Origin of the sequence: Paenarthrobacter sp. A20, from assembly GCF_024168825.1 — a bacterium.
In the GTDB taxonomy this organism is placed as follows: Bacteria; Actinomycetota; Actinomycetes; order Actinomycetales; family Micrococcaceae; genus Arthrobacter.
This window is the reverse complement of the sequence record NZ_JALJWH010000001.1, coordinates 52,569-69,133: the sequence shown is the minus strand read 5'-3', so window position 1 is coordinate 69,133 and position 16,565 is coordinate 52,569. Positions and strand designations below refer to the sequence as shown.

General features: G+C 62.7%; 15 protein-coding genes and 1 pseudogene. 8 read left to right on the top strand and 8 right to left on the bottom strand.

What is annotated here, in order from left to right:
- Positions 1–75: 75 nt before the first annotated feature.
- From J3D46_RS00325 to J3D46_RS00315, 3 genes and pseudogenes are all read right to left on the bottom strand, one after another.
- Positions 76–675: pseudogene (locus tag J3D46_RS00325) on the bottom strand (restriction endonuclease); the annotation flags it as partial.
- 158 nt (positions 676–833) lie between these two features.
- Positions 834–1,736 carry a hypothetical protein gene (locus J3D46_RS00320; RefSeq protein ID WP_253464458.1) on the bottom strand — a complete coding sequence of 301 codons (903 nt, stop codon included), beginning with the start codon at positions 1,734–1,736 and terminating at the stop codon, positions 834–836.
- 9 nt (positions 1,737–1,745) lie between these two features.
- Positions 1,746–2,762, bottom strand: coding sequence for an SPFH domain-containing protein (locus J3D46_RS00315; protein WP_253464455.1), 1,017 nt, complete (start codon positions 2,760–2,762; stop codon positions 1,746–1,748).
- A 106-nt stretch (positions 2,763–2,868) separates the two neighbouring features.
- Here J3D46_RS00315 and J3D46_RS00310 point away from each other — a divergent pair, with 106 nt between their 5' ends.
- Positions 2,869–3,591 carry an NUDIX domain-containing protein gene (locus J3D46_RS00310; protein ID WP_253464453.1) on the top strand — a complete coding sequence of 241 codons (723 nt, stop codon included), beginning with the start codon at positions 2,869–2,871 and terminating at the stop codon, positions 3,589–3,591.
- On the opposite strand, the gene J3D46_RS00305 is transcribed toward J3D46_RS00310, so the two are convergent.
- The 4 genes from J3D46_RS00305 to J3D46_RS00290 form a co-directional block, all read right to left on the bottom strand.
- Positions 3,588–3,941, bottom strand: a complete 354-nt coding sequence (locus J3D46_RS00305) for a hypothetical protein (protein ID WP_231343135.1) — start codon at positions 3,939–3,941, stop codon at positions 3,588–3,590. The two genes, J3D46_RS00310 and J3D46_RS00305, sit on opposite strands and share 4 nt — an antisense overlap.
- A 291-nt stretch (positions 3,942–4,232) precedes the next feature.
- Positions 4,233–4,829 carry an AAA family ATPase gene (locus J3D46_RS00300; RefSeq protein ID WP_253464450.1) on the bottom strand — a complete coding sequence of 199 codons (597 nt, stop codon included), beginning with the start codon at positions 4,827–4,829 and terminating at the stop codon, positions 4,233–4,235.
- Positions 4,830–4,894: 65 nt separating this feature from the next.
- Positions 4,895–5,728 carry an enoyl-CoA hydratase/isomerase family protein gene (locus J3D46_RS00295; RefSeq protein ID WP_253464447.1) on the bottom strand — a complete coding sequence of 278 codons (834 nt, stop codon included), beginning with the start codon at positions 5,726–5,728 and terminating at the stop codon, positions 4,895–4,897.
- Positions 5,725–6,960 (bottom strand): CaiB/BaiF CoA-transferase family protein, encoded by a 1,236-nt coding sequence (locus tag J3D46_RS00290; RefSeq protein WP_253464444.1) that lies wholly within the window; start codon positions 6,958–6,960, stop codon positions 5,725–5,727. Before J3D46_RS00290 ends, J3D46_RS00295 begins: the two co-directional genes overlap by 4 nt.
- Positions 6,961–7,090: 130 nt before the next feature.
- Between J3D46_RS00290 and J3D46_RS00285 the strand changes: the two genes are divergently transcribed.
- The 5 genes from J3D46_RS00285 (at position 7,091) to J3D46_RS00265 (ending at position 11,648) form a co-directional block, all read left to right on the top strand.
- Positions 7,091–7,855, top strand: coding sequence for an IclR family transcriptional regulator (locus J3D46_RS00285; protein WP_253464441.1), 765 nt, complete (start codon positions 7,091–7,093; stop codon positions 7,853–7,855).
- Between the two features lie 386 nt (positions 7,856–8,241).
- On the top strand, positions 8,242–8,505 hold the full coding sequence (locus J3D46_RS00280) for a hypothetical protein (RefSeq protein ID WP_253464437.1): 264 nt from the start codon (positions 8,242–8,244) through the stop codon (positions 8,503–8,505).
- A gap of 400 nt (positions 8,506–8,905) precedes the next feature.
- Positions 8,906–9,361 (top strand): hypothetical protein, encoded by a 456-nt coding sequence (locus tag J3D46_RS00275; RefSeq protein WP_231342954.1) that lies wholly within the window; start codon positions 8,906–8,908, stop codon positions 9,359–9,361.
- 120 nt (positions 9,362–9,481) lie between these two features.
- Entirely contained in the window at positions 9,482–9,985 is a 504-nt protein-coding gene (locus J3D46_RS00270; protein ID WP_231342956.1) for an SRPBCC family protein, read from the top strand.
- Positions 9,986–10,121: 136 nt separating this feature from the next.
- Positions 10,122–11,648 (top strand): CYTH and CHAD domain-containing protein, encoded by a 1,527-nt coding sequence (locus J3D46_RS00265; RefSeq protein WP_253464435.1) that lies wholly within the window; start codon positions 10,122–10,124, stop codon positions 11,646–11,648.
- Positions 11,649–11,698: 50 nt separating this feature from the next.
- On the opposite strand, the gene J3D46_RS00260 is transcribed toward J3D46_RS00265, so the two are convergent.
- On the bottom strand, positions 11,699–12,535 hold the full coding sequence (locus J3D46_RS00260) for an alpha/beta fold hydrolase (protein WP_253464433.1): 837 nt from the start codon (positions 12,533–12,535) through the stop codon (positions 11,699–11,701).
- Positions 12,536–12,798: 263 nt separating this feature from the next.
- Between J3D46_RS00260 and J3D46_RS00255 the strand changes: the two genes are divergently transcribed.
- Together J3D46_RS00255 and J3D46_RS00250 are read left to right on the top strand one after the other, a co-directional pair.
- Complete coding sequence (locus J3D46_RS00255; protein ID WP_253464430.1) at positions 12,799–14,532, top strand: ABC transporter ATP-binding protein; 1,734 nt, start codon at positions 12,799–12,801, stop codon at positions 14,530–14,532.
- Positions 14,529–16,499, top strand: a complete 1,971-nt coding sequence (locus J3D46_RS00250; protein WP_305884635.1) for an ABC transporter ATP-binding protein — start codon at positions 14,529–14,531, stop codon at positions 16,497–16,499. Before J3D46_RS00255 ends, J3D46_RS00250 begins: the two co-directional genes overlap by 4 nt.
- Positions 16,500–16,565: the final 66 nt, after the last annotated feature.

The window sequence follows — 16,565 nt, the reverse complement described above, 5'->3', positions numbered from 1 at the left end:
AGGGACGATCCATGAATAATACGCCGAATGGATAAACTCGGCATCTATGAGGCTACCGACCCCATGGGATCAACTTCAGAGGTAGCTCTTTACGCTGGCGCGCAGGGCCTCCGTATGTTCGTAGATCTCTTCCAATGAGGTAATTGGAACGCGGGTCTCTTCCTTGTTCGCGTCGAACAGCCCAATGTATTTTTGAGTCCGATTGAAATGAAGGCGCGCGATAGGCTTCCGGTTGTTGTCATCCAAGAGGACAGCAAAGTAGGACTTCGCATCCCGCTGAACCACACGATTGGGCTTCACTTCGCTGCAAACAATTGCGCGGACGATCTGGTACCCCTCGATTTCTTCCAGGGTGGTCTCTAATGCGTCAGCGTCTGCCAAGTCAGCTTCGGCAACGGGCTTGCTGGATACGGCAACCGCGGCGATGTCATCATTCGGTAGATACGCTTGCGCACCCAAGGCCTTTTTTAGCCTTTCGTTGACCTGATCATTCAGGAATTGCTTGGTCGCCTTGGTGACCAATGCGGTGAATTGCTCTCGAACGCGTTGCGTGTAAGGGCCGGTGTAGACGCGGGAAGTGAGGAACTTTACCCATTCGTCTTCGGGCTCACGGAACTGTGCCGCCAGCGTCCTCTTAAGTTCTCCGATGTACTTCAGTTCCCCAGCAGCGCATAGCGGAGGTTTCGAAGATTAGGACGCGCCGCGGCCGTTTGGTGACTTTCGCCGTACCGTCACCACCAACTTTGAGTGCTGAAGCACCTCGACGCGCGGCGAAACGGTGTGTCGGACGGCCCCCAGGATCAAAGTAGGTGGTGGCGGTACGCGGCTGCCACCTAAACCACCAGCCGCAGCGGCCTCTGCCCCAACTGCACTGTGATCTCCTGTCCCCACGAGGCAGTGAGCCGATCGTCCTCCATGCCGTCGCCGAAGACCACCAGCTGATCGGACGCCACGGTGATCCGGAGCACCTCGCCGGCTTCGAGAACGCCTTCGGTCAACGAGGCGCCGGTGATGGGTGAAGGCCAGGCTTCGCGGACGAACCAAGCGAGCCGCGGATCAGTGGGTGCTGGCAAGGCGCGTCCGCCGCGTTCCAGGGCAATCGAAGCGCACCATCCAGTGGCTCCGGTCCCGGTGGAAACGATAAGGCCTGACGACGATTGCCGCTCCGTCTGCCCGCCGGGCTGGGTGAAACTTGGCGCAGTGATGGAGTACTTCGCCGACTGGTGCGAGGCGTGCCCGACGAAAACTTCGTTGAGCGCCGAAAGCTGCTGACCGTCGTCGAGCGTTGCTGTCACTGTGGTGAGGTCCTGGCAGTGCAGCCGCCCCACGTCTCCTGCACGAAGCAGTGCAGCTACCGCCGCCGGGGTGTGTCGGACCAGGACGCCGGGGTTCGCGCCAGGCTCCGGATCTATGCCAATAACCGGCTGGCCACTGAGGTATTTCGCGACGTTTGCCACCAGCCCGTCCTGTCCCACAACAGCGATGATGTCCTCGGTTGTGAGCAGGAAGCGGCTGAGGTCCGCGCGTTCCACTTCCGCTGTGCGCCATTCGGCCGGCACTGCCGCCCGAATGGTTGCGAGGGTGCCGGTGAGCCGATCATGCCGGTCCTGCACGTCTTGGATGCTGCGCCCGCGGGTGCGGAGAAAGAACTCCGCTTGACCGCGGGTGGCGTGCCGGTCCAGGAGTTCCTGAAGTTCGGTCCGCCGGTGGACGATGACGATGCGCGGGGTTGCCATGACGGAACCTTACTTGCTGACTTCAGTTGTGGCGGGTTCCTTGAACAGCCCGGCCAGTGCGCCGCTGAGCAGATCCGGAGTGATGGTCAGGTTCCCGATGTTCGGCAGGCTCCCGGCAGCGTCCTTCAAGGCCAGTGCCAAAAGCGTGGCCTGTTCCATATTGCGGTAGACCTCCATGGTGGCGGCCTCGCGGGCGGCGGCTGCTTCACCAACAAGGCGAATCTGGTTTGCCTCGGCCGCTGCGCCAATGCCCTTTCTCTCAGCTGAACCTTGTGCTTCGATGAGCCCTGCTGCTGCCTTCTCTTCGGCTGCGCGGCGGGCGTTCGCGCCCTCCTGGGCCACCAGGTTTTCGCGGCGTACAGCCAGTTCGATCTGGCTCGCCATCTCGTTCTCGGAAATAGTGCGTTCACGTTCGACGGCGACTGCCCGCCTCTCGTACACAGCCCGGTCCGCTTCGGCTTGGAGCTGTTCACGGACGGGAGTCTGCAGCGCACGTTCGACGTCTGATTCAGGCCGCACCGCGAGGACCTGCACAGCCAGGATCTCGATGCCGGTGGACTGCAGCCGGGCATCTGCACGCAGCGCCTCGGTGAGGACCAGCCGGAGCTGGCTGACGCCGCGTTCGAGTGCCTCGGCGAGCGTGGTGGTGGCGATCTGATCGATCGCGTGGCTTTGGCAGAGCTGCCCGATGATGGTGGACACCTGTTCGCGGCCCGTTGCTGGTGCGGAACCGGCGTTTTGCAGGCCGAAGTCGAGGCGGGTGGACACCGCAACGGGATCGATGAAGCGGTACGTCACGTTTGCTTGAACGCTGACGTCCTGGTGGTCCCGGGTGATGGCGTGGAACAGCGTGGGCAGTTCCTGATCGTCCACCGGGACCTCGCTCAACACGGAGTTGGCGGGGCGGAAGAAGAAGGCCTGGCCCACTCCTTGGTGCTTGACGGCGCCCTTTTGTAGGTGGACGACGTAGCCAGTGGGGCTGCCAAGGAAGTGGCTGATCCAGGGGTAGCGCTTGATGGTGGCCATGATGATCGCTCTCTTTCGTTTAGTTGTCGTCAACTTGACGATAACTAAACAGTAGGGGCATTGGAGCATTATTGTCAACGTGACGATAAGTACCTACGATTGATGCATGCCTGAATCCCATCCGGCGCCAGAGCGCTTCCCGGTGACCGTCGACGTCGTCGCCTTGACTGTGCGTAAAGGCGAGTTGAACGTCCTTCTCATCACCAGACTTATCGAGCCCTTCCGCGGCAAGCTCGCGCTCCCGGGCGGCTTCGTCCTCGCGGGCGAGGACCTGCTCGAAGCGGCTGCCAGGGAGTTGGCGGAGGAGACCGGTGTTGAGCGCCTTCCTGGCCACTTGGAGCAATTGGGAAGTTATGGCCCGAAGGGACGCGACCCCCGTGGCGATGTCCTTACTGTGGCGCATTTGTTGCTCGCGCCGGATTTTCCGGTGTTGGCTGCTGGCAGCGATGCCGAGCACGCTGCCTGGTATCCGGTTGCTGAGGTTCCAGAGTTGGCCTTCGACCACGCACGAATTCTGGATGACGCCCTGGAACGGGCCAAGTCGAAGCTCGAGTACTCGCCGTTGGGTGCTGCATTCTGCGGCGACGAATTCACTATTGCCCAGCTTCGCTCGGTCTACGAAGCGGTGTGGGGCACCCGCCTGGACCCGCGGAACTTCCATAGAAAAGCGACCGGAACGCCAGGCTTTCTGGAGGACACCGGGCGAATGTCAGCGGGCGACGCCGGGAGGCCGGCTGCGCTGTTCAGGCTCGCCCCCGAAGCACGCCCGACGCCGGGCCAACCCACCCGCGCGGTACTGAACCCGCCGCTGATGCGACCGAGGGACTAAAGCGGGTGACACTGATCTGGGGCAGTTATCGCTCCAATGGCGGTCAGGGCTGCGGTTCCAGCCTCTATCACAAGGTCAATGGCGGCCGCGCTGGGGATGCCGTGGCCCGAAGCCCAGTGTGCCAATGCCATTTCCTGACGTTGTAGGGTTTCGGCCGAGACACCCCTGTTGTTCGCCGTGTTGAATTCACGTGAACGGGGAATCCGGTAGCCCTCACGAGCTAAGCCACCGGCGGCTTCAAAAAAGAGGAACTCGGTCCCGGCTCCTGCCAGCGTCACCGGACCGGCACCCCGGCGAGCGGCGACCGCTAAGGCGATGTCCGTCGTCGTGCCTTCAACGGACTGACTCAAGGATGCCCTTGACCCGGAGTGGAGGCGTTATCGGGTGACTGAGTCGCAGGGGTTCCCCGCCGCGTCCGAATCCACCGGTCAACGAAAACAGCGAGGGCGGCCACAACACAACCCAATGCCAAAGATGGGAGCGGACCCAACGTCGACAAAGAAGCAACGTACGTCCCGAATCCGAACACGAACATCAGAAGACTGCGTCTGGTTTTGGCACTCATGAATCCCCCCAAGAACGCCGTAGTTGGCATGTGGCGAGCCTACCCGGCGTGCGGGCGGGAGCAAGTCAAGCCCGGTTCAGGGACAGGGGACAGCGGGTTCCTTGCGTCCACCGGCGGCGACCACCCGGTTCAGCTGGGCAAACACCTGCTCCGGACTCCCTCCAGCATCCACCACCACAAAGTCGTCAAACTCGGGCAGCGAACGGTATGCGGCGCGGAATGCCTTAAGGTCAGCCAGGGTTTCGTTGTCAGTCCCGCGTGCCGTGACCCGTTGATGGGCGAGTCGGGGGTCGACGTCGAAATGGAGGGAGAGATCCGGCGCTGGGAGCTTTCCCAGCAGCCACGGAAGCAGCCGGCCGCGGCGTAAACCGTTGGCCTGGCGCAGCGCGAGTTGGCAGTGCAGGTGCCGGTCCATCACCACCAGTCCGTCGAACCTGTGGGCGCGCGCATGATTGACCAGCACGTTGAACAGCCGGACTGTGGTCTCGATGACGTCGGCCACCCGTGGCGGCAACGTCCACCCAAACCGCTCGGACAACAGGGACAGCCGCCGCCGGGCAGCGTGGTTGGCCAGCAGCAGGGCATTCCGCCCGTCAGCGCGGGCCGATTCAACCAAGGCGCGGGCCGCCGTCGTTTTTCCCGAACCGTCAATTCCAGTCAGAACAATGAGCATGAGGCCTCCCCTCGTTTCCTTTCCAACGAAGTGAGGTGCCAACTTGTGCCGTGATGCGGCGTGAGTCAGCCCACAGGCCGCCACGTGAACCGGGGCCGTTCGCGATTCAGGAACGCGCTGATGCCGATCTCCATGTCCGGGCTGTCCGGCATGGCGCCCCAGGCGTTGGCCCATTCGTGATCGATGTCTGAGTGATCAGTGTCCGTTGCGTCAATCAGCCGCTTCATCGAATGCATGGAGAACTGCGATCGGCTCCGTAACGAACTGACAAGCGCTGCGGACTTTTCCTCAAAGGACCCGGAAGGTACGACGTCGGCCACCAGGCCAAGTGCCCGGGCCTCGGTTGCGCTGAAGGTCTGTCCGGTGAGGAGGATGTACTTTGCATTGGCATGGCCCACCAACCTGACAAGCCGTTCCATGCCGGGACGCGGGTAGATGATTCCGATCTTGGCCGGAGTCAGTCCGATCACGGCGCGCTCATTGGCGATGATGAAGTCACAGGCAGCTGCAATCTGCCAGCCGCCGCCCATGCAGGCGCCGTCCACCAAGGCCACCGTTGGCTTGGAAAGGGAGGAAATGGCGGCATCGGCGCGGCTGAGATGGTCGATGGACGATCCGTCGGGCTGCTGGTCCACCAATACCGAAGCAAGCTCGCTGATGGCTGCCCCCGCGCAGAACGTGCCGCCGGCACCTCGCAGCACAACGACGGCAACGTCGGCGTCGGCGTCCAGGCGCGGCATCAATTCTTGGAATTCCAGGCACATGGCCCGGGTCAGGGCGTTGCGCTGTGCAAGGTTGCAGATTTCCACGGTGGCCACGCCGTCAGCGATTGAAACGGAGATGCGGCCCGCACGGGAAGCCTCGGTGCGGGCAGTGTTGGCCGGGGATACGACGGTCATTGCTGTGCTCCCATCGTTTCCGGAACCTGGGCTGAAGCCGGTTGGCACACAACGCGGCCCTCGCGCTCGAGCCGGGTGACGTCGTCGTGCGTCATTCCGCGTTCCAGCAGTACCTCTGCGGTGTGCTCGCCCAGCAGTGGCGGCGGTGAGAGGATTTCGCTGGCCTCGCCATCCAGGCTGAGTGGCCCACGAAGAAGGGGGAGGCGGGATCCGTCCCGCCGCTGGCGTTGCTGCACGAGTCCCAATGCGGCAACCTGCTCCGATGCCAGGGCCTGCGTGTAGTCGTAGATGGGGCCGCAGGGGATGCCGGCCTGGCTGATCAGGGGAACCCATTCGGCGGCGGTCTTCGAAGAAAGCGCTGTTTCAATAAGCTCCGTCAGCTGGTCCCTGTTGGCCGACCGGTCCGCTCCAGTGATGAAGCGGGGGTCATCCACGGCGGAGGCAGCGCCCAGGAGCCCACAAAAGGCCCGCCATTGCTTGTCGCTGCCTACAGCGATGTTGATGGATTCCGTGGCCGTAGCGAACATTCCGTAGGGCGCGATGACGGGGTGGTTGTTGCCCTGCGGCGTGGGTGCTTCGCCGAGGCTGAGTGCTTTCTGCCCTTGGAAAGCGGAGAGGTTCAGGGCGGTCTCCAGCAAGGAGGTGGACACTCGGCTGGGTCGTTCGCCGTTCCGGACTCCCAGGAGCGCTGAAACGATGCCGAACGCACAGATCATTCCGGAGGTGATGTCCACGATTGGCACGCCAACACGGTAGGCCGAGCCAGGCCCGGGACCTGTCACCGACATCAGCCCGGACATGCCCTGGATGACCTGGTCCAGTCCGGCGTCGTCCTTGAGGGGGCCGGTGTTGCCGAAACCTGTGACGGATCCAAGCACGAGGCCTGGGTTGAGCTCTTCCAGCCGGGAGGCAGTGAACCCCATCTTGTCCAGCGTTCCGGGCTTGAAGTTCTCCACCAGGACATCGGCGTCGGCGATCAATCCGGAGAGGATGTCGCGGCCCTCGTCCGAATAGAAATCGATGCACACGGACACTTTGTTGCGGTTGACGGAGTCGAAATAGAGGCTGTGGCCATCCTGGAAGGGAGGCCATTGCCGGGCGGTATCACCCCCGTTGACGCTTTCAACTTTGATGATCCTGGCGCCCATATCGGCCAGCAGGGCTGTGCAGTAGGGGCCTGCGAGGGCTCGGCTGAGATCGATCACGGTGATTCCGCGAAGTGGTTTGAGCATGGAGGGCACCTTTCGTGCGACGGAAAAACTTGCGCAATCGGCAACGGTTCACTAGATGAACCGTTGGTTCATTTTGGGAAGTCGCCTGTAATGTAGGGCACTGGGGGTAGTCGGTCAAGCGGGAGGGTGCATGAGTACGCAGAGCGTCGTCACGGCCATCAGGGTGCTGGAGGCCGTCTCGGACAACCAGCCCGCCGGATTATCGGAGCTCAGCCGGGAAGTTGATGTGCCCAAGGCAACCGTGCTCCGGATGCTGAGGACGCTGGCCGAGCTGGGCTGGGTGGCGCAGTCCGAAGTCCAAGCCAGCAAATGGGTTCTGACCAACCACGCCTTCGCCGTTGCCAGCCGGGGAAGCAGCGGCTCGGCCATCCGCGATGCCGCCATGGGCCCGCTGAATGCACTGCAGTTGGACACCACCGAGACGGTGCACCTGGCAGTGCCGGACCGCGGCTACATGCTCATCATCGAACGCCTCGACACCCCGCACGTCTTGAGGGCCTTCCTCCCACTGGGGTCGAGGCTGCCCATGCATGCTTCTTCCACGGGCATGGCCTACTTGTCGGCTGCTGATGAGGCCTTCGTGAACGATTACCTTGCCGGACCACTTGAAGCGTTGACGCCACAAACCGTTGTGGATCCCACGCAGCTTCGCGCGATGATCGTGGACACCCGGGCCCGCGGATACTCCATCAATGAGCAAGGTCTCAGTACGGGCATCACCTCGATCGGCGTCCCGCTGCTGGGGCCGGGCGGCGTGGCGGCGGGATCCATCTCCATCTCGGGCCCCTCAAGCCGGATTGTTCCGGACAAGTACCAGGAATACGGAGAGGCTGCTGCCGGAACTGCCCGCGAGATCAGCCGGGCCCTCGGAGCCTTCTCGACCAAGGGATACTAAGTTTCCTGACCAAAATACTTCGCCGCGACGCAAAGGGTGCTTATTATGAGGCTGTGAACGTGCTCCGCCCGGGCAACCGTTCCGTTTGAGCCTTTCCCGGGTGGGTACGCAAGCGATGTGGAGACGAAATTCTCCAATCGGTGCCCGTTGGCATGGGTGGCGCTCCATCAGTGGAGTACCAGCGGACGCCTTCCTGAATAGACAACAGTTATTGAAGGGATGCGTAGCTCAATGAATACACTCTTAATAATCGCCGGTGTTATCGCGATCATCTTGCTCCTCGTTGGCGGACTTAACCAGGCGCTCAGCTTCTTGCTATGGGTGGGAATCATCCTGCTTGTGCTGGCCGTGCTCGGCTGGGTTCTGGGCCGCGGGCGGTCTCGCGTATGACGACTGATCCTGGTGAAGTTGCCGGTTTCGAGCAGGTTCGCGATGGGACGACAACCCCCGGACATCCAATCCCGAGGGACCCGGCAGTCGCCCAGTCGGGTGGCCAGGTTCCAGTGGGTGATGCCTCGTCGGAAAGTCCGGACGACGCCGTCGACGCTGGACCCAGCGAGTCAGCCAACCCACCTGGGCCGGCGGAAGAAAAGGACGAAAAGACTGCGGACGGCCGTGGTCTGACAACCGAAACCAGTCCTACGGATTGATCGGGCCAAGTGTGGCCGCGGACGGGAGGCACCCGGTCCGCGGCCACACTTCTTTGGTGATGGGCACTTTTGTCAGTATGCTTACTAATAGCTGGGGGTTGTCGGTTCAGCGATTGGGGTAGTGATGCGAATTGGTTCAATCATTGGGTTGCTTGTGGTCGTGTGGCTCGTCATTGGGGCCGTGGCGGCTGGCCAGCGGGGTTACTTCGGCACCCCGCCGGCGCAATGCTCGCAATTGGCAACAATCGCCTTGAATATCGTCGCAGGCCCTTTGAATTACACGGGGTTGGATCCCCAGGGTGGCTGTGAAATTCCACAGCCTTCATGACCCGGATGCGAGTCTGCACTTTATCCCGTTTATCCAAAAATTGCTAAGATTACTGATTAATTTCGTTGATGCATGGACACACCGCCAGCTGCACTTATAGGTTCGAAGAGATCCATAAACACGTTCACCGTTGAGGAAAGGACAGGTCGCATGGACACGCACAATGCCGCACCGGAAGAGGAAGTAGGAGGCTACGGCACTCCTACGGCCGAGCAGGAAGCAGGCGGAGGACAGGCGCAGCCCCGCGTCGAAGAGGACCTCACCGAAGCCGGTTTGAGCCAGGACAGCCCCGACGGCGAGACGTATTCCACAGGGGCTCCCAACCTCAGCCATCTGGATCCGGAAAACTCGGACAGCGCGGGCGAGCCCGGGGCCGGCCGGTTCGGTGGGATAGACGAGCAATCGCACGCCGAGCAATCCTTGCAGCCCGACGGCAACGACGACTCGCTGCCGGACGGCAGCGGAAACGACCTTCCCCAGGAAGAGTCACCCAACGACGATGACGAAGAAAGTTTCGACGCCGGCTAAGAGCTTTGGCTGGCGCGCTAAGACTGGCGCGCCACTGGTTAAGCAGCCAGCTGGCTGGCGCGCCGCCCCGCCCCGCAGTACTGCATGAGCACCCGAGACACGATCGAAGGAGCGAAATCCATGGCCACGGTCATCAAATCAATCGAAGTAGATGTCCCCGTATCTGTCGCCTACAACCAATGGACACAATTCGAGGCCTTTCCCGAGTTCATGAACGGGGTGGAGGCAGTGGAACAGATCGATGAGACTGCCCTCCACTTCTCCACCAATGTGGGCGGTGTGAAACGCGAATACAACGCCCAGATCATTGAGCAGGTTCCGGACGCGCTGGTGAGTTGGGCAAGCGTTGACGGTCCTCGCAACGGTGGCACCGTCCGCTTCGAACCCCTCCAGCCATCCCGCACGAGGGTTGACGTGGAGATCGTCTGGGAGCCGGAAGGCCTGGCAGAGAAGGCCGGATCAGCCCTTGGCGTGGACAGCATGCGGGTAGGTGCCGATCTGGACAAATTCAAGAAGTTCATCGAAGCGCAGGGCCATGCATCGGGCGCTTGGCGCGGCACTGTGTCCGGCGGCGACGTTGATGACACCGGAGAGTCCACCCGTCCGCGTTCGGTCGATATCTAGCGCGACTCCATCGACATCTAGCGCAGCGCTTCGTACTGACTCACACTGGACATAGCACCACGAGATAGGTCCGACGAGGGCCGGCCACCATCACGGGCCGGCCCTCCGCCTTACCCGGAAGGGAGTCCTGACAGCAATGGGAACGTCCAGCAGCGTGGAAGCCGAGCGGAAATTCGACGCCGAGGAGTCCACTCCGTTGCCTGCACTGGAGAAGATCAGCGGCATCGGAAAGGTGGGTGACCCGGCACGTCACAGCCTGGAAGCCATCTACTTTGATACGCGCCTCTTGTCCCTCGCTGCCCGCGGAATTACTCTCCGACGCCGGACTGGCGGCCTGGATGCCGGCTGGCACCTCAAAGTACCCCTCGGCCCCGGTAAGCGGACCGAGATCCATGCACCCTTGGGCAGTGCCGAGACCGTCCCCGTGGAGATCATGGACCGCGTGCTCGCCTACACCCGCGGGCATGCCGTGGCGGCAATTGCCACCCTCAGTACCGAGCGAACAAGTTATGCCCTGTATGGCAGCGCTGGCGAACGAGTAGCCGAATTCGTGGACGACCACGTCCGTGCCCACGTTGCCATCGGTGAGCCCCGGCAGCTGGCGTGGCGTGAGTGGGAAGTCGAGCTGGCCGCCCACGACGGAAACGTCGACGACGCCGTGCTGGAGACCTTGGCCGGACAGCTCTCAGACGCAGGCGCCATGCCCAGCAAGCGGACGTCCAAGCTTGCCACTGCGTTGGGTGAATCCTGGCCCGCGGCCAACGGATCAGGCCGGGAAACGCCGGGCGGCAAGAGCACAGCTGTGGTTCCTGTCCTCGAATACCTCGCAACACAAGTGGCCGAGCTGCTCCTGCAGGATGCCCATGTGAGGTTGGGCCGGGACGACTCAGTTCATCAGATGCGATCAATAATCCGCCGCATCCGGTCCGTGCTGCACACGTACCGCAAGCTTTTCGACGCGGGGGCAGCCGCGAACCTCCAGACCGGATTGAAATCATTGGCCAAGACCCTGGGCCGGTACCGGGACACCGAAGTCCTGCACGAACGCCTCAGGAACGATCTTGATGAATTGCCCGGAACGCTGGTCCTCGGCCCACTGCACGATGAACTCGATCAGCGCATGGCAGTCAGGGCGGACACTGCTATGTCGGCCGTCAAGAACCGGTTGAACAGCCCCCGCTATTTCCGGCTGCTGGACGAGTTGGAAGACCTCCTCGACGCCCCGCCGCTGACACGCAAGGCAACGAGGAAGGCCACAAAGACCACGGCGAAGCTCGTCAACAAAGCCGCCAAACGGCTGGGCAAACGCCACAACGCTGCGGTGGGTGCCGCCGTCGGGCCCCAACGCGAGACGGCGTTTCATGAAGTACGGAAAGCCGCCAAGAAGCTGCGCTTTGCCGCCGAGGCCGCGGAGAGAGTTCATGGAAAGAGGGCCGCCCGGTTGGGCGAGGCTGCCCACAAGGTCCAGTCGATCCTGGGCGAGCACCAGGACAGTGTGATGGCCCGGGCTGAACTGCTGAGGCTGGGCACGGCGTCGGATGTCGGCAACAGTGCCTTCACCTTCGGACTGCTGCACGCCATGGAACGCAACGCCGCCGATGCTACGGAGCAGGACTACTTGCAGAACGGCGGAATGGCGCGGAAGCTGCGGCTCAAGAAGTGACAGGCCCGACGCCGTAACAACCGTGCGTCGGGCCCATCAGGGTGGAGCGGCTACTTCTTGAGGAAGCCCAACAGGGCGTCGTTGATCTCGGCGCCGTGCGTCCAGAGCAGGCCGTGCGGCGCGCCCTCGATTTCCAAGTATTCGGCACTGGGCAGTGCATCCTTGAAACGCCGGCCGGTGACGTCGATGGGCAGGATATTGTCAGCCGTGCCGTGGACGATCAAGGCCGGGACGTCGATCTTGGGGATGTCGGCCCGGAAGTCCGTGAGCCACGTTGGCTGGGCGGCAACCGATGCGAACGCGCCGGACTTGCTGGCGAGATTCCAGCTGGCGTCCACGGCTTCCTGGCTGAGGCGTTCCGTGCCCAGGAAGGTGTCGCTGTTATAGAAGTTCTTGAAGAAATCGGTGAAGAAGGCGTACCGGTCTGCCTTGACTGCCGAGGCAAGGCCGTCGAACACGTCCTGCGGCACCCCGTCCGGGTTGTCATCGGTCTTCAAGAGGAACGGTTCCAGCGAGCCGAGGAAGACTGCCTTGGCAACGCGGGCCGAGCCGTAGGTGCTGATGTAGCGCGCAACTTCGCCGGTGCCCATGGAGAAGCCCACCAGCACGGCGTCGTTCAGGTCCAGGGTGTCCAGGACGGACTTCAGATCGGCTGCGAAGGTGTCATAGTCGTAGCCCTCCGTGGGCTGGCTGGACTTGCCGAATCCGCGGCGGTCGTAGGTGATCACGCGGTAGCCTGCGTCGAGCAGGGCAGCGGTCTGCTTCTCCCAGGATGAACCATCCAACGGGTAGCCGTGGATCAGGACTACCGCCTGGCCTGTTCCGTGGTCCTCGTAGTAGAGCTCGATCTCAGTGCTGTTTTCGTTTCCGACGGTGATGTAAGCCAAAACTCAAGTCCCTTCGATGCGGTTCAACACGAACGTTTCCAGCCTACTGTCCTGCTGCGACGCCGGCACGAGCCAGGGCTTCCGCGCCAGCAGCCAGGCCAAGGCGACCTGTCCCGGCGTCGCGCCTTGCTCTGGGCTATCCCGGCCTGGGTCCGCAGCCAAGAGGGGGAGTCACTGGCATTACCCCTCATCTCCCTCTAGTTGCCCGCAGCAACCAGACGTAAACTGGCCTTCGGTTCACAACGCTTTGGCTCGGAGTCCGCATGCTGTGGAAGGTACTTGTTCGTTTCCTGCGGCCGCATCAGCGGCTGCTGATCGCCGTCGTCGTCTTCCAGTTGGCGCAATCCATCGCGTCGCTGTACCTGCCGACGCTGAACGCCGACATCATCGATCACGGCGTGGCCACCGGGGACACGGACTACATCCTGCGCATGGGCGGCCTCATGCTGCTGATCACCCTCCTGCAGATCGCGTGCGCAGTGGTTGCGGTCTATTTCGGTGCGAAGGCCGCAATGGGGATGGGCCGGGATCTCCGTGACGCGATCTTCAGCCGGGTGGGGGAGTTCTCGGAGCAGGAGGTCACCAGGTTTGGAGCGCCATCACTGATCACGCGCTCCACCAACGATGTCCAGCAGGTGCAGCAGCTGGTCCTCATGTCCTGCACCCTCATGGTCGCTGCACCCATGCTGAGTATCGGCGGCGTGATCATGGCCGTGCGGCAGGACGCCCAATTGTCCTGGCTGATCGCGGTGTGCGTGCCGGTGCTGTTGGTGGCTGTTGGGTTGATTGTGACCCGGATGGTGCCGCTGTTCCGCAAGATGCAGGTCCGGATCGACGCCGTGAACCGGGTCCTTCGCGAGCAGCTCACCGGCATCCGCGTGGTACGTGCCTTCGTCCGGGAGGACATGGAGGCCGCCCGGTTCGCGAAAGCGAACGACGACGTCACGGACGTTGCGCTGCGGGCCGGACGTTTGATGGCGCTCATGTTCCCTGTGGTCATGTTGGTGATGAACGTGTCCAGCGTGGCGGTGATCTGGTTCGGTTCGTTCCGGATCGAGGACGGCTCCATGCAGGTGGGAACCCTGATCGCTTTCCTGAGTTACCTCATGCAAATCCTCATGTCGGTCATGATGGCAACGTTCATGGCCGTGATGATCCCTCGTGCGTCCGTTTCTGCCGACCGGATCGGCGAGGTGCTGGAGACCGACTCAAGTGTCCAGCCGCCGTCGAACCCTGTCACCGGCGGCATCCGCCGCGGCGAACTGGAAATGCGCGACGTCGGATTCGCCTACCCGGGTGCCGAACAGCCTGTGTTGAGCGGGGTTTCCTTCACGGCCATCGCTGGCCGGACCACAGCGATCATCGGCAGCACGGGAGCCGGCAAGACCACTTTGGTGAACCTCATGCCGCGGCTGTTCGACGCCACGTCCGGGTCAGTTCGGATGGACGGCGTGGACGTTCGGGAGCTGCACCCGGAACTGTTGTGGGGGCACATCGGCCTGGTGCCGCAGCGGCCCTACCTGTTCTCGGGCACGGTCCGCAGCAATCTCCAGTACGGCAAACCCGACGCCACCGACGACGAACTCTGGCAGGCACTTTCCGTGGCCCAGGCCCGGGACTTTGTTGAGGAAATGGAAGGCGGCCTGGACGCCTCAATCTCGCAAGGTGGCACCAACGTTTCCGGCGGGCAGCGGCAGCGGCTTGCAATTGCCCGCGCCTTGGTGAAGCAGCCGGAGCTCTACATCTTTGACGACTCCTTCTCCTCCTTGGACACCGCCACCGACGCCAGGCTCCGGCAAGCCCTCAAGCGCCATACCAACGGAGCCACCCTGGTCATCGTCGCCCAGCGGGTCTCAAGCATCGCCGACGCGGACCAGATCCTGGTGCTCGACGACGGCAGGATCGTTGGGCGCGGAACGCATGAGGAGTTGTTGGAGACGTCCGGGACGTATAGGGAAATCGTGTCCTCCCAGCTCGCTGCGGAGGAGGCCGCATGAGCGCCGTATCAGCCGGCCCGCGCGGTCCCCAGCGGCCAGCGATGGGACCAGGCCGCGGAGGACCGTTCGCCGGGATGAATATTCCGGCGGAGAAGGCGTCCAACTTTGGTCCCTCTGCCCGGCGTTTGCTGGGAACGCTTCGTCCGGAGCGGTTCTGGCTTACCTTGGTGCTGGTGTTCGCCGTGGTCAGCGTGGCATTGTCCGTGATTGGCCCACGCTTGTTGGGGGAAGGCACCAACCTGATCTTCGCCGGCGTCGTGTCCAAACAGCTGCCCGCGGGGGTCTCCAAAGCCGACGTCATCGCAGGGCTGCGCGCCTCCGGTGATGACAGCAAAGCGGACATGCTGGGCGCCATGACCCTGACTCCCGGCGTCGGAATCGACTTTGGTGCGCTGGCCTCGGTGCTGCTGTGGGCGCTGGCGCTTTATGTCCTGGCCTCAGCGTTCGGTTGGATGCAGGCGTACGTGCTCAACGGCGTCGTGCAGCGGACCGTCTACCGCCTCCGCGAGCGGATCGAAGCGAAAATCCACCGGCTGCCCCTGCGCTATTTCGACTCCATCCAGCGCGGTGAGCTGCTGAGCCGGGTGACCAACGATGTAGACAACATCTCGCAAAGCCTCCAGCAATCCATCAGCCAGGTGGTGTCTTCACTTCTGACGGTGGTGGGGGTGCTGGTGATGATGTTCCTGCTCTCGCCACTGCTGGCGCTGATCGCACTGGTGACCATTCCGCTGACCCTTGGTACCACCCTGTTCATCGCCAAACGCTCGCAGAAACTGTTCGTGGCGCAGTGGAAGAACACCGGCGAACTCAACGGCCAGATCGAGGAAACCTACACAGGGCACGCCCTGGTGAAAGTGTTCGGACGGCAGAACGAGGTCCAGGAGAAGTTCCGGGCGAAGAACGGCGAGCTGTACCAGGCCAGCTTCGGGGCGCAGTTCGTGAGCGGGCTGATCATGCCGGCCATGACGTTCATCGGAAACCTGGTTTATGTAGGGATCGCCGTGGTGGGTGGCCTGCAGGTGGCCTCAGGCTCCATGCAGCTGGGCGACGTCCAGGCCTTCATCCAGTACTCGAGGCAGTTCACCATGCCGCTGGCCCAACTCGGGTCAATGGCGAACATGCTGCAGTCCGGAGTTGCCTCGGCGGAGCGGGTGTTCGATCTACTGGATGAGGAGGAAGAGTCGGCTGAACCCGCTCCTTCCGGTTCGGGTGTGGGCCGCGGGCGGCTCGTTTTCGAGAACGTGTCCTTCCGCTACTCGCCGGACAAACCGCTCATCACGGACCTCAGTTTGGTGGCCGAACCGGGGCAGAGCATCGCCATTGTTGGGCCCACAGGTGCGGGCAAGACCACCCTGGTGAACCTGATGATGCGCTTCTACGACTTGGACTCAGGGCGGATAACGCTCGACGGCGTAGACATCTCCTCGCTCTCGCGGCAGGAACTGCGCTCACGGATGGGGATGGTCCTGCAGGACACGTGGCTGTTCGGCGGGACGATCCACGACAACATCGCTTACGGACGGCCTTTGGCTTCAGAGGCGGAGATCATGGAGGCCGCACAGGCTACCTACGTGGACCGTTTCGTGAAGTCGCTGCCGGAGGGCTATGACACCTTGCTCGACGATGAGGGCGGCAATGTTTCCGCAGGTGAGAAGCAGCTGCTCACCATTGCCCGGGCCTTCCTGTCCCGGCCGTCGGTACTGATACTGGACGAGGCCACCAGCTCCGTGGACACCCGGACCGAAGTGTTGGTGCAGAAAGCCATGAATGCCCTGCGCTCGGACCGGACCAGCTTTGTGATTGCGCACCGGCTCTCCACCATCCGCGACGCCGACCTCATCCTGGTGATGGAAGCCGGGCAGATCGTGGAGCAGGGAACCCACTCGGAACTGCTGGCCGAGGGTGGGGCGTACTCCCGGTTGTACGAGGCCCAATTCGCAGCGCCGGCGGCTGAAGAGGTTTGAGCCCTGACGCCGGGGGGCGTGGCTTCCTGACCTTGATTGGAGTGAGGAAGGCCGGTCTGCAACCTG

What these genes read in the sequence shown, in the direction of transcription:
- J3D46_RS00310 (WP_253464453.1), top strand. Translation starts at nt 2,869, where the DNA reads ATGCCTGAATCCCATCCGGCGCCAGAGCGCTTCCCGGTGACCGTCGAC.
- J3D46_RS00295 (WP_253464447.1), bottom strand. Translation starts at nt 5,728, where the DNA reads ATGACCGTCGTATCCCCGGCCAACACTGCCCGCACCGAGGCTTCCCGT.
- J3D46_RS00275 (WP_231342954.1), top strand. Translation starts at nt 8,906, where the DNA reads ATGGACACACCGCCAGCTGCACTTATAGGTTCGAAGAGATCCATAAAC.
- J3D46_RS00285 (WP_253464441.1), top strand. Translation starts at nt 7,091, where the DNA reads ATGAGTACGCAGAGCGTCGTCACGGCCATCAGGGTGCTGGAGGCCGTC.
- J3D46_RS00320 (WP_253464458.1), bottom strand. Translation starts at nt 1,736, where the DNA reads ATGGCAACCCCGCGCATCGTCATCGTCCACCGGCGGACCGAACTTCAG.
- J3D46_RS00250 (WP_305884635.1), top strand. Translation starts at nt 14,529, where the DNA reads ATGAGCGCCGTATCAGCCGGCCCGCGCGGTCCCCAGCGGCCAGCGATG.
- J3D46_RS00315 (WP_253464455.1), bottom strand. Translation starts at nt 2,762, where the DNA reads ATGGCCACCATCAAGCGCTACCCCTGGATCAGCCACTTCCTTGGCAGC.
- J3D46_RS00300 (WP_253464450.1), bottom strand. Translation starts at nt 4,829, where the DNA reads ATGCTCATTGTTCTGACTGGAATTGACGGTTCGGGAAAAACGACGGCG.
- J3D46_RS00290 (WP_253464444.1), bottom strand. Translation starts at nt 6,960, where the DNA reads ATGCTCAAACCACTTCGCGGAATCACCGTGATCGATCTCAGCCGAGCC.
- J3D46_RS00265 (WP_253464435.1), top strand. Translation starts at nt 10,122, where the DNA reads ATGGGAACGTCCAGCAGCGTGGAAGCCGAGCGGAAATTCGACGCCGAG.
- J3D46_RS00280 (WP_253464437.1), top strand. Translation starts at nt 8,242, where the DNA reads ATGACGACTGATCCTGGTGAAGTTGCCGGTTTCGAGCAGGTTCGCGAT.
- J3D46_RS00255 (WP_253464430.1), top strand. Translation starts at nt 12,799, where the DNA reads ATGCTGTGGAAGGTACTTGTTCGTTTCCTGCGGCCGCATCAGCGGCTG.
- J3D46_RS00270 (WP_231342956.1), top strand. Translation starts at nt 9,482, where the DNA reads ATGGCCACGGTCATCAAATCAATCGAAGTAGATGTCCCCGTATCTGTC.